General features: G+C 45.7%; 11 protein-coding genes and 1 riboswitch. Of the genes, 2 read left to right on the forward strand and 9 right to left on the reverse strand.

Annotated features, from left to right (window positions below):
• Positions 1–30: 30 nt before the first annotated feature.
• Both L1D22_RS21010 and L1D22_RS21015 read left to right on the forward strand, forming a co-directional pair.
• The gene (locus L1D22_RS21010) at positions 31–972 is read left to right on the forward strand and encodes a LysR substrate-binding domain-containing protein (RefSeq protein ID WP_008221529.1); all 942 of its coding nucleotides are present in this window, start codon (positions 31–33) and stop codon (positions 970–972) included.
• A gap of 122 nt (positions 973–1094) precedes the next feature.
• Positions 1095–2885: an aminopeptidase P family protein gene (locus tag L1D22_RS21015; RefSeq protein ID WP_239831111.1), complete on the forward strand. Its 1791-nt coding sequence runs from the start codon at positions 1095–1097 to the stop codon at positions 2883–2885.
• Positions 2886–3021: 136 nt separating this feature from the next.
• On the opposite strand, the gene thiH is transcribed toward L1D22_RS21015, so the two are convergent.
• The 9 genes from thiH to L1D22_RS21060 all read right to left on the reverse strand — a co-directional run.
• Positions 3022–4134 carry a 2-iminoacetate synthase ThiH gene (gene thiH, locus L1D22_RS21020; protein ID WP_239831112.1) on the reverse strand — a complete coding sequence of 371 codons (1113 nt, stop codon included), beginning with the start codon at positions 4132–4134 and terminating at the stop codon, positions 3022–3024.
• A gap of 7 nt (positions 4135–4141) precedes the next feature.
• Positions 4142–4906: a thiazole synthase gene (locus tag L1D22_RS21025; RefSeq protein WP_239831113.1), complete on the reverse strand. Its 765-nt coding sequence runs from the start codon at positions 4904–4906 to the stop codon at positions 4142–4144.
• 2 nt (positions 4907–4908) lie between these two features.
• Positions 4909–5118 carry a sulfur carrier protein ThiS gene (gene thiS, locus L1D22_RS21030; protein WP_019820040.1) on the reverse strand — a complete coding sequence of 70 codons (210 nt, stop codon included), beginning with the start codon at positions 5116–5118 and terminating at the stop codon, positions 4909–4911.
• Entirely contained in the window at positions 5115–5897 is a 783-nt protein-coding gene (locus tag L1D22_RS21035) for a HesA/MoeB/ThiF family protein (RefSeq protein ID WP_239831114.1), read from the reverse strand. Before L1D22_RS21035 ends, thiS begins: the two co-directional genes overlap by 4 nt.
• Positions 5887–7179, reverse strand: coding sequence for a thiamine phosphate synthase (locus L1D22_RS21040; protein WP_239831115.1), 1293 nt, complete (start codon positions 7177–7179; stop codon positions 5887–5889). The genes L1D22_RS21035 and L1D22_RS21040 overlap by 11 nt, the downstream gene beginning before the upstream one ends.
• Positions 7179–9128: a phosphomethylpyrimidine synthase ThiC gene (thiC, locus tag L1D22_RS21045; RefSeq protein ID WP_017062996.1), complete on the reverse strand. Its 1950-nt coding sequence runs from the start codon at positions 9126–9128 to the stop codon at positions 7179–7181. Before thiC ends, L1D22_RS21040 begins: the two co-directional genes overlap by 1 nt.
• Before the next feature lie 129 nt (positions 9129–9257).
• Positions 9258–9356: riboswitch (TPP riboswitch) on the reverse strand.
• Positions 9357–9418: 62 nt separating this feature from the next.
• A complete protein-coding gene (crcB, locus tag L1D22_RS21050; RefSeq protein WP_161680385.1) occupies positions 9419–9802 on the reverse strand; it encodes a fluoride efflux transporter CrcB in 384 nt (127 codons plus the stop codon).
• Positions 9803–9902: 100 nt separating this feature from the next.
• The gene (locus L1D22_RS21055; protein ID WP_239831116.1) at positions 9903–11285 is read right to left on the reverse strand and encodes a multicopper oxidase family protein; all 1383 of its coding nucleotides are present in this window, start codon (positions 11283–11285) and stop codon (positions 9903–9905) included.
• A gap of 398 nt (positions 11286–11683) precedes the next feature.
• The coding region (locus tag L1D22_RS21060; protein WP_239831117.1) for a transposase at positions 11684–12011 on the reverse strand (328 nt) is incomplete at its 5' end.

Here is a 12011-nt window from a genome sequence, read left to right on the forward strand (position 1 = left end):
CATTAGCATTATTCCAATAAGGAAACTCACATGAATATCGAGAAACTATCGCGCCTCGACCTCAATCTACTAGTTTGCTTGCAGGTGCTAATGGAAGAGCTGAGTGTTACACGCACTGCACATCGATTGTGCCTGAGCCAGTCAGCCGTGAGTAAGTCATTGGCCAAACTTCGCGAACAATTTAATGACCCTCTTTTTACGCGAAGTGCACACGGCCTACGCCCGACACCAAAAGCAGTGTTCCTTAAGCCACGGTTGGAAACACTGATCAATCAACTTGATGTGCTCACCCAACCGGAGACATTCATTCCCAACAACAGTGACCACAGTTTTCACATTGCAGCGGTTGAAAGTGTCTACCCGTTGATTCTTCCTCACTTCTTGCCCGCGATTTTTCGCCAAGCACCGAAGGTAAATATCAACACTCACGCTTGGACGGAGCAAACCTTTAAGAAATTACAGCTTGGTGAACTCGATATCGGCCTCACGGGTAAAGACATCGACATCAACGACGCGCGTTTAACCATGTTGCCGCCAGATGATATTTGCGAACAAGAGATCTACCGAGATGCACAGATGTGTGTATTGAGACGTAACCACCCTGCTCTGAGTGGTCAATGGGATCTGGAAACCTACCTTGCACAACGTCATGTACAAGTAAGGTGTGATGGAAACGATCGCTGGCTACTCGATTACAAACTAGCTGACCTTGGTCACCAACGTGATATTGCTATCTCTGTGCCCGACTTCAACAGTGCTGCAAGCCTGTGTACCTACACCGACTTTGTATTTACCGCACCAAGCCACTTCACCCATCTTGTCGCGAAGCAACTCGACTTAGTGGTTGTGCCTCTGCCAATGGAATTTCCACCAATGGCATACACTCTGTTTTGGCACCGTGATAGAGAAAACGACCCAGCCTTAACTTGGTTGCGAGATATCATCAAAGAAAAAACTCTGCACCTCAGATAAAAATGGCGTACAGCGTTTGCAGCAAACGAACAAAAGCGCTAGCTTATTGACCTAATAAGTCCCCTCGCATTTATATCGACTGTGAGTGTTAACAAGGACCCTAACAATAAGGATAAACACAGATGCACAATATCACTGCGGAACGCGTTACTGCGGTTCGAGCTTGGCTTGAAGCAAACCACTTAGATGCTGTTATCATTCCACATGAAGACGAGTACCTAGGTGAATACGTTCCAGCTCACAACGAGCGACTTCACTGGCTAACCGGTTTCACTGGCTCTGCAGGTTCGGCTGTTATCACTCGCGAAAACGCGGCTATTTTTGTTGATGGTCGCTATACCGTCCAGGTTCGTAAGCAGGTACCAGCAGAGTTATTTGAGTATCGCCACCTTATTGAAGAGCCGGCTTTAGATTGGATCATCAGCTCTCTAGCACAAGGCAGCAAGGTTGCATTCGACCCACGCATGCATACGGCGGCTTGGCTGAAAGGCGCTCAAGCTAAACTGGCAGAGAAAGTTGAACTAACAACACTATCTTCGAATCCAATTGATGAACTTTGGTCTGATCGTCCTGAGCCTGTAGTATCTGATGTTCGCCTAATGACAACCGACGCCGTAGGCCAATCAAGTGAAAGCAAACGCGCAGAGATTGCTGGCTTACTAAAAGCCAAAGGCGCTGATGCCGCTATCCTTACTGAGCTGGATTCAATCTGCTGGTTACTCAACATTCGTGGTTTAGACGTATCTCGTCTGCCGGTTGTGTTATCTAATGCAATCATTCACGCCGATGAAAGTGTCGATTTCTTCTTAGACCCAGCTCGTATCCCTGCAGGCTTTGAAGCGCACGTTGGTAATGGTATTCGTGTTTATCACCCATCTGAGCTTGAAGCCCGCCTTCAATCTTTAGAAGGTAAGAATGTGTCTGTTGATTCAGGCACAAGCAATGCTTGGTACACGCTTGTTCTCCAAAACGCCGGTGCTCATATCATTGAAGCAGCCGACCCGTGCTTAATGCCAAAGGCTGCTAAGAACGCAACTGAAATTGCGGGCATGAAAGCGTGTCACATTCGTGATGGTGTTGCGATGGCCAAGTTCTTGTCTTGGATTGATGCTGAAGTCGCGCAAGGTAACCTACACAACGAAGCCGTACTGGCTGACAAAGTACAATCGTTCCGCGAGCAAGACCCAACGCTGATGGATCTCAGTTTTGACACGATTTCAGCAGCAGGCGGCAACGCAGCTATGTGTCACTACAACCATGAGAACCAACCTGAACCAGGTCAGCTAGAACTGAATACTCTGTACCTAGTCGATTCAGGCGGTCAGTACTTAGATGGTACGACCGACATCACTCGTACTATCGCGATTGGCCAACCAAGCGACGAAATGATTCAGCAGTTCACATTAGCGCTTAAAGGTCACATCGGCATTGCTCGTGCGCGTTTCCCACAAGGTACTCGTGGTTTCCAACTTGATATCCTAGCCCGTCAGCACTTATGGGCAGAAGGCTTCGATTACGATCATGGTACTGGTCACGGTGTTGGTCACTTCCTAAGTGTTCATGAAGGTCCACAAAGCATCTCTAAGAAGCTTATCGATGTACCTCTTGTTGAAGGCATGGTGTTATCAAACGAGCCGGGTTACTACCGTGCAGATGAATTTGGTATCCGTATCGAGAACCTAGAATTGGTAGTTGAACTGCCAACTCAAGGTGACTTCTCAGTATTAACGTTTGAATCGCTAACACGTTGCCCTATCGATAAGCGCAACATCAACGTCGATCTACTGACGCGACCTGAACTAGCGTGGCTGAACGATTACCACCAAAAAGTATGGAACGATGTTAGCCCATTAGTTGAAGGTGATACGTTGGAATGGCTACGCCAATCAACAACACCACTTGCTCACGCTTAATACCTTGCTAGGCAGGCAACTGAACCAAAACTAGTTGGCTCAGTTAGATATTAAAACGGCTACCCTCTGGTAGCCGTTTTTGCTTGTCGATTCCACATCATTGATGTTTCACGTGGAACATCAGTCAGGATATTAGTTAGCCTGAGTAAGCACTGTGCCAATCTCGCCACACCGGGTCGAAGCCGCGTTGACGAATCATAGCCTCAACATCAGCTGCACTTCTCTCATCACTTATCTCAAACTGCTCAAGCTCTTCCTCATCCGAAGCATAGCCACCAGGTTGAGTTTTTGACGCGGCAGACATGCTAGTGATACCTAACGGCAACACGTTATCGCGGAACGTTGCAGATTCACGAGTCGAAAGAGACAATTCAACCTCAGGGTTTAACAGTCGATAGGCACAGATAAGTTGTACCAACTGCTTATCACTCATAATCGACTTAGGTTGCAAACCACCCTCGCATGGACGAAGACGTGGGAATGAAATCGAGTAACGCGTTTGCCAGTAAGTTTGCTCTAAGTAATCCAAGTGAGCGGCCACGAAGAAACAGTCTGTTCGCCAGTCTTCCAAGCCAATCAAAGCACCAATCCCTATCTTATCAATACCCGCTTTTGCCAGACGATCAGGCGTTTCAAGCCGGTATTCAAAATCCATTTTATTGCCACGTAAGTGATGTTCAGCATAGGTACTGGGGCTATATGTTTCTTGGTAAACCATCACAGCATCTAAGCCAAGGGTTTTAAGTTCCGCGTAGTCGTCTTGATCAAGCGGCTGCACTTCCATCGCGAGGTAGTTAAATTGTGCTTTGATATTCGGTAGTACCTCACGGAAGTATTTCATCCCAACTTTAGTTTCGTGTTCACCGGTCACCAACAATACACTATCGAATTTCATCTTTTTGATGGCCGCGCTCTCGGCGTCAATTTCATCCAAAGTTAATGTACGACGCTTGATACGGTTCTCCATTGAGAAGCCACAGTAGGTACACGCATTCGCGCACAAGTTCGATAGGTACAAAGGAATATAAAGCGACATCGTATTACCAAATCGCTTACGCGTTAACGCCAACGATTGTTGTGCCATCTGCTCTAAGTAAGGTTCTGCCGCTGGAGAGATCAAAGCCTTAAAATCTTCTAAATCACGCTTAGGTTTACTCAAAGCACGTTCAACATCCGCCGCCGTTTTACTGAAGATAGACATACCAATGTCATCCCAGTTGAGCTGTTTAAATCGATCAACAAACGTCATAGCAATACTACTCGTCTAGAAATGAAGTTAGCGGACTGGAAGCAACCGCGTGAGATACCTGACCTGCTAGTCCTGCAAGGTAGGCCATACGACCCGCTTCAACTGCCAACTTAAAGGCAATTGCCATTTCAACAGGCTGTTGAGAAGCAGCAATCGCCGTATTCACTAACACAGCGTCTGCACCCATTTCCATTGCACGCGCCGCATGTGATGGAGCACCAATGCCAGCATCCACAATCACAGGAACGTTGGCTTGGTCGAGAATGATCTCTAGGAAGTCGGCTGACGCGATGCCCTTATTAGAACCAATCGGTGCACCAAGTGGCATCACAGCAGCACAACCTACCTCTTCTAAGCGCTTACACAATACAGGGTCCGCGTGGCAATAAGGCAACACAACAAAGCCATCTTTCACTAGTTGCTCAGCAGCGTTAAGTGTCTCGATTGGGTCTGGCATCAAGTACTTTGGATCCGGATGAATCTCAAGTTTTAACCAGTTAGTACCGAGTGCTTCGCGAGCCAAGTGTGCGGCAAAAATCGCATCCTTCGCGTTCTTCGCACCAGAGGTATTCGGAAGTAGATTAACGCCAGCATCAATAATTGGCTGCAAAATATCATCTTGCTCAGAACGAATATCGACTCTCTTCAGTGCCATGGTTGCCAGTTGAGAACCTGACGCTTCGATAGCACTCGCCATCAAATGCTTGTTTGCGAACTTGCCGGTTCCAGTGAACAGACGTGATTGAAACGTTTTATCTGCGATGGTTAACATGGTTAGCCCCCTGCAATAGCTTGAAAAAGAGAGATGGAATCGCCTTCATTGACGATGGTTTGTTGCCACTGGCTGCGTGGTACAACCGCATTATTGATAGCAAATACACACCCCAAATCAGGTAGCGATAGTGCTTGGATGATGTCTGAAAGAGACGACGATTGCGCGACCTGCTCTGGTTGCTCGTTTATAGAAATAGTTATGTGGCTCATTGTGCTTCTTCTTGTAGGTGTTGAATCGCCGTTGTGTTGCAAACCGGACATTCGCTATCTTGCGTGACCATTAGGTTTTGCCAGTTCATAGTCTGGCCATCGAACAGCTTTAGTTGATGTGTAGTGACTTTAAACTCGCCACTACTAATACGCTGAATAGCAGCAAGAGCTTGAAGGTTACCTATCGTTCCAACCACCGGACCAATGATGCCGCTATCACTACAACGCGTTGTTTGTGGATGGTACTCAAACGGGAAAAGGCAGTGGTAACACCCTTTCTGGTTCTGATAATCAAAGACAATAAATTGACCTTTCCAGCCGATTGCAGAACCCGATATCAAAGGTGTATTAGCTTTAAAACAAGCTCGGTTAACCTGCTGGCGTGACGCGAAGTTGTCAGTACAATCCAACACGAGATCAGCTAACATGACTTCTAATTCAAGTTGGCTTTCACTCATTCGTTGATTGATGGTTCTTACTTGGCTGCGACCATTGAGCTCATTCAGTTGTTGTTTGAGTGCTTCGACCTTAGTTGAACCTAATTGGCTTTCCTTGAACGCTACCTGTCTCTGCAGGTTGGATGAATCAACACAATCGTCGTCGACCAACACGATTCTTCCAACGCCAGAAGCTGCGAGATAGAGAGCAGCGGCATTACCTAAGCCACCGCAACCAATCACCAACACATGGCTGTTTAACAGGTTTCGTTGCCCTTGCTCACCCACCTCAGGCAATGCAATTTGTCGTTGGTAACGAATGAACTCAAAGTCACTCAGCATAGCTAGGCTCCCGCATAACCTCTTTATTCGTCATTGAAGAGTTAGGAGCCATCAGCTTGTCGAAGAATTCAATCACTTTTTGTGGGTCTTCCGCTAATGTAATCGCACGTACAACCGCCAAGCTCGATACACCACAATCCCAAACCTGTGCAGCAGTCGATTGGTCAATACCGCCAATAGCAACCGTCGGATAACCAGTAAGTTCTTCTGTGTATGGGATGGTATCAATTAGCTGCTGGTACAGAGATAAACGCACCAAACCTTGAGACTTCGATGGCATCTGTTTCGTTGTGGTCGGAAATATATGGCCTAGTGCAATGTAGCTTGGATTGATTTGGACGATGCGCAGCAACTCATAATAACCATGAGTCGATAGACCGATCTTAATACCCGCTTGGCTCAGTTGGGAAAGGTTTGATTCTTCAATATCCTCTTGTCCAAGGTGCACACCAAAAGCACCATGCTTGAGTGCAAGCTGCCAGTAATCGTTAATAAAAACCTGAGCGTTATGTTCTCGACCAAGTTCGATGGATCGTGCGACTTGTTGCTCTAGATCGACTTGTTGAGGGTTCTTAATACGCAGTTGGACGGTGTTGATTCCAAGTTTAAGCAACCTTTCTATCCACTCAACATCATCAACAACCGGGTATAAGCCGAGGCTATTTTTGCTCAACTCAGGGAAGGAAAGTGATGTCCCTTGGTTAGCCCAACCAACACTGATATCCAGTCGTTCATCTTCTAGAACAGGGATAGGAAAATCTCGATAATGTGCAGGCCATGTTCCACGTGAAACATTCGATGCAGCGCGAGCTAAAACCAGCGCGTCTTCCAATGGAAATTCCAACGCCAATAAAGTAAGTAACCAAGCAAAGTGGCCACGACTATCTAATTCTTGATGAGCCGTAGTGTCACTCTTGATAACGCGATTAGCATCTAAGTGTGACCAGATATCTAACACAGCCGAATCATCGGAGACTCCGATATAGACTGCGTTCGGAGCTTGAGTCAAAGCAGCACAAACATCGGTTAACGCGACTGAATTGCTGTAATCAACAACATGCTTCAGTTGCGCTAACTGACACTCCGCCAATGAATCAGCATTATGAGCAAAGCCAATAGATAGTGCCTGTTGAGCATCAACGATAGAGAAGTATCGAGTTGGGCTTACACCCAACTCAACTGCATCAGTTTCTAAACCTTGTCGTTTAGAAACCAATAGACAGTTTTGAACCTCCCCCGTTAACTCGATGTATTGAGATGGGATGAGAATCTTCACTGTCATTATTCCTCTAATTGAGCTTCTTTTGCGCCTACAGCAGGGTGATAAAGTTCAGAGCCAGTATCACGGAACTCTTGTGATTTTTGACGCATTCCCTCCAACGGGTTATCTAGCATCTTAATCTCTATAGCCTGATCAGCGGCTACTTGTTCTGTGTCTTTCGCATACTCGCGAACTTCTTGAGAAATCTTCATCGAACAGAACTTAGGTCCGCACATAGAGCAGAAGTGAGCAACCTTGCCCGACTCTTGTGGCAGAGTTTCATCGTGGAAAGAACGTGCTGTTTCTGGATCTAAAGCTAGATTAAATTGGTCTTCCCAACGGAATTCAAAACGAGCTTTAGATAATGCATTATCTCGGATTTGTGCGCCCGGATGCCCTTTTGCCAAGTCTGCTGCATGTGCGGCCAACTTGTAAGTAATCAAGCCAGTCTTCACATCTTCTTTATTTGGTAAGCCCAAATGCTCTTTAGGCGTTACATAACAAAGCATCGCACAGCCGTACCAACCAATCATGGCCGCGCCAATACCAGAGGTAATGTGGTCATAACCCGGAGCAATATCAGTGGTCAGCGGGCCTAATGTATAGAAAGGCGCTTCATGGCAATGCTCTAACTGCTCATCCATGTTCTCTTTAATAAGATGCATAGGTACATGTCCAGGGCCTTCAATGATCACCTGAACGTCGTATTCCCAAGCTACTTTAGTCAGCTCACCTAGAGTACGTAACTCCGAGAATTGAGCCTCATCGTTGGCATCTGCAATAGAGCCAGGACGTAGGCCATCACCTAATGACAGAGCTACATCGTACTTCGCACAAATCTCACAGATCTCGCGGAAGTGTGTGTATAGAAAGCTTTCTTGGTGATGAGCAAGACACCATTTCGCGATAATAGAGCCACCACGAGAGACAATGCCAGTCACACGTTTAGCCGTCATAGGTACGTAACGAAGAAGCAGACCTGCGTGGATAGTGAAGTAATCAACGCCCTGCTCTGCTTGTTCAATCAAGGTATCGCGCATCACTTCCCAGTTAAGGTCTTCGGCTACGCCATTCACTTTCTCAAGCGCCTGATACATAGGAACCGTACCAATCGGCACTGGGCTATTACGTAGGATCCATTCACGAGTCTCGTGGATATTACGGCCAGTAGAAAGGTCCATTACGGTATCGCCGCCCCAGCGAGTCGACCATACTAGCTTCTCAACTTCTTCTTCAATCGAAGAGCTAACAGAAGAGTTACCGATATTGGCGTTCACTTTCACTAAGAAGTTTCGGCCAATAATCATTGGTTCTGATTCTGGGTGGTTGATGTTTGAAGGGATGATAGCTCGGCCTTCAGCGACCTCTTTACGCACGAACTCAGGGGTAATTTCTTTGGGTAGGTTTGCGCCAAAGTTATGGCCAGGGTGTTGGTGATTAAGCTGTTCATCAGCAAACTTCTGACGCCCCATGTTCTCACGTATCGCAATGTACTCCATCTCAGGAGTGATAATTCCCTGACGAGCATAATGCAATTGAGTTACACATTGGTCGCCAGTAGCGCGACGGATTCTAGGCAGGTTTCCGTAACGAAGGTCATCTAGGGTTTCATCTTCTAAACGTTCTTTGGTGTAAACAGAGCTTACATCATCGAGCAATTCCGTATCGCCACGCTCTTCAATCCATTGCTCTCGCAACTTAGGAAGGCCGCTATAAAGGTCTATTTCATGTGTAGGATCGGTATAAACACCGGAGGTATCGTAGACATGAATCGGCTCATTAGGTTCGAATACAGGCTCTTTTTTGGTACCACCAACGAGGCTATCTGCGAGTGATATTTCTCGTACAGGGACTTGAATGTCCTCGCGAGATCCTTGGATATAAGCTTTTTTTGAATTTGGATAAGGTTGTACGGATAAAGAATCGATGAAATTCTTCGCTTCCAGTCTTGCTTGTTTACGACTCGACATAGCATTTTTCCTTGGCTTTTAGCCATTATTTATAGGGATAAAAATGCTTGACGGATTAGATGCTACAAGAGGGATCACGGTAAGAAATACAGTTGTGATCTGGTGATAGATCTCTAGAGGGATTCTAGTTAGATATCTACTCTTGTTCCCTTCGCAGGTATTAGCCTGATCAGGTTCAACGGATCCCGAGTTAACGGTCTCAGCCATATGGCACTCCGACAAGTTCGATCGAGTATATAAAAACGGCTTGGATAAACCAAGCCGAGTTGTTAACAAATCGTAAGAAAGTTTTAAGACTTTATCAAAAGTTGGAAGCCGATCCATGCAGCCGAGATACTGAGAACCACGTTGAGCAGCACATTGATCCCCATCTTAAAGAAAGCACCCTGCTGCATAAGAAGTACGTTATCCATCGAAAATGTAGAGAACGTAGTCAGGGCTCCAAGGAAACCAAGGCCGATGATCTGTCTCCATGGTTCAGTCGCAACCATCTCATTTTCAAATGCGGCGATGAGCAAACCCATAATGAAGGAGCCGATTACGTTAACAGTTAGTGTACCGTAAGGAAAACCACGCCCTAACATCACTACACATAACTCTGAAATCAAATAGCGCGAACAAGCACCAAATGCACCACCAATGGCAATAAAACCTAAAATAGATAGCTGACCCATGAATCCTCCCAAATAACAGTCCCTATATTCTAGCTTTACCGCCGATAAAAGCGAGGGTAGAAACTAAGAATGCATGTGCAAATATTAAACGTTACAGGTGTCACTTAACTTCAATATATCCCATCAATCCGGTTTTCATATGTTCAATTACATGACAGTGGTACATCCAACGTCCAGGGTTGTCTGCAACAAACGCAGCTTTCGCTCGACCATTTTTCCCAAGTAACACAGTATCGGTATGGAAAGGTTCTTCTATTTTTTTACCATCAAGTTCCAATACAGTGAATGTATGACCATGAATATGAATTGGGTGGTGGTATTGAGTGACGTTCTTAAGGTCGAATATATAAGTTTTGCCTAACTCCAAAGTCGCCAACGGATCTGGAATATTGTCTTTGCTCATTCCCTCCCACGCGCGTTTATTCGTAAGCCAAAACTTAGGCATCGACTTCCCATCTTTAGATACCGGTGATACCGCCCCTTCCCACTCAAACACAAAATCGATTTCTTCTGCGTTAGCGAGATCTAACTTAGGCACAGGATTGAGAGGCAATGAAGGAAGTATTTGACCTTCTATTAGCGTGGAATCTACAACATCAAACTCACACAAGGAAAAAGGAAAACGTCCTTTCATTTGAAGGACATTCACTCTCTCCCCCTCCTTGGGAGCAATCAACCCAAGATCGACACGCATACCTGGACCAATTTTGTGTTGAGTCAGCTTATGAGGTGTCTTAACAGGGTTACCATCGATGGCAATGACCCATACTTCAGCACCTTCAATAGCTATCGGATAGGTAATCGTGTTATCAACATTCGCAATACGCAGCCTAGTCGTTGCGTGCTGCTTCAATTGATAGATAGGTTCATGTACGCCATTAACGCTACTCCACTCTCCTGGCGTACCCATACGAGCGCTGAGGCGAGGGATCATCAAGTCTTTCCACTGACCTTGCTTGTCGATATGCCAATGTTTAAGCATCAGAGCATGCTCTTCATCGAACTGAACTGGCGCGCTCTCTTCAACAATAATAAGCCCGACCAAGCCCATACCAAGTTGTTTCACGCTGTTCATGTGTGGGTGATACCAGAATGTACCCGCATCTGGTGGCGTAAACTCATAGACAAACGTTTCACCCGGCATGATTGGAGGCTGACTTAAGAAAGGAACCCCGTCCATTTCGATCGGAATTCTCAGGCCATGCCAATGAATTGTGGTCGGTTCTGATAGCTTGTTTGTAAATCGAATCGTTACCTTTTCGCCTTGTCGACAGCGAATGATCGGCGCTGGAATCTGTCCATTAAAGGCTAAAACATTAGTACTAAATCCCTTCACCAACTCAGCGGTTGAAGGCTCAGCAGTTAAATCATAAACAAACTTTCCTTGCTCATCAACAGACCGCTTCATTGAGCAAGCAGGTAGGACGGTTAGTACAGATATAGCGAGAGATGATTGAATAAACTTACGACGGGAAATATCCATATTTGTTGCCTTTTAGTAATAACGACCAAAATGTAACAAAATATTGAGAATAATTCTCATAAAGAAGTGTGGTTTGTGCTGTCGATTACTTATAAAAGACGCGGGGGGCGTAAGTAAGTACTTACACTACTAAAGCTAGGTTCTGTTAAAGATAGGGATTATCGATTAAAAATCGATCCAACAGACGTAAAAAAGCCACAGCATTTCTGCTGAGGCTTTATATATCGCAGGGGTGGAAATTTATACTCCCAACACGCGCTATTTTGGTAAGTCGGGGAATCCGCTGCTCTGAAAATATATTAGATTCAGAAAGCAAAAAGGCTCTAGCATTTCTGCCGGGACGCGCAGTCTAGAGCCTTAAATATGGATAGGTGGAGCGATTATACCAATTCCGTTAATTAACTTATCAAGTTTAACCAATCTCTAAAGCAGAGCGAGATCACTCTGCTTTTATCTTCACAAAACCGATTCCACGCCCTACATAACGTCTCTACGATATCGTCATAGTTTTCGAAGCACCTGTTTGCTACTTCATTTTGACGGAGCCAACTCCATACCTGTTCTATAGGGTTTAGTTCGGGAGAATAAGGTGGGATATGAATTATCGTAAGGTTCTCAAATTCATCTGCAAGATAGCTTTGGTGCCAACTCGCTTGATCCATGATCACAACAGCATGCTTGCCAACTGGTGTAGCTTGAGAAATTAATCTGAGTTGCTCCTTCATT

The organism is Vibrio sp. Isolate34 (assembly GCF_022397915.1).
Taxonomy (GTDB): domain Bacteria; phylum Pseudomonadota; class Gammaproteobacteria; order Enterobacterales; family Vibrionaceae; genus Vibrio.

Bases quoted from the DNA above. Each gene is read 5' to 3' on its own strand.
- thiC (WP_017062996.1), bottom strand. From the start codon at position 9,128: ATGTCGAGTCGTAAACAAGCAAGACTGGAAGCGAAGAATTTCATCGAT.
- crcB (WP_161680385.1), bottom strand. From the start codon at position 9,802: ATGGGTCAGCTATCTATTTTAGGTTTTATTGCCATTGGTGGTGCATTT.
- thiS (WP_019820040.1), bottom strand. From the start codon at position 5,118: ATGAGCCACATAACTATTTCTATAAACGAGCAACCAGAGCAGGTCGCG.
- L1D22_RS21055 (WP_239831116.1), bottom strand. From the start codon at position 11,285: ATGGATATTTCCCGTCGTAAGTTTATTCAATCATCTCTCGCTATATCT.
- thiH (WP_239831112.1), bottom strand. From the start codon at position 4,134: ATGACGTTTGTTGATCGATTTAAACAGCTCAACTGGGATGACATTGGT.
- L1D22_RS21025 (WP_239831113.1), bottom strand. From the start codon at position 4,906: ATGTTAACCATCGCAGATAAAACGTTTCAATCACGTCTGTTCACTGGA.
- L1D22_RS21010 (WP_008221529.1), top strand. From the start codon at position 31: ATGAATATCGAGAAACTATCGCGCCTCGACCTCAATCTACTAGTTTGC.
- L1D22_RS21040 (WP_239831115.1), bottom strand. From the start codon at position 7,179: ATGACAGTGAAGATTCTCATCCCATCTCAATACATCGAGTTAACGGGG.
- L1D22_RS21015 (WP_239831111.1), top strand. From the start codon at position 1,095: ATGCACAATATCACTGCGGAACGCGTTACTGCGGTTCGAGCTTGGCTT.
- L1D22_RS21035 (WP_239831114.1), bottom strand. From the start codon at position 5,897: ATGCTGAGTGACTTTGAGTTCATTCGTTACCAACGACAAATTGCATTG.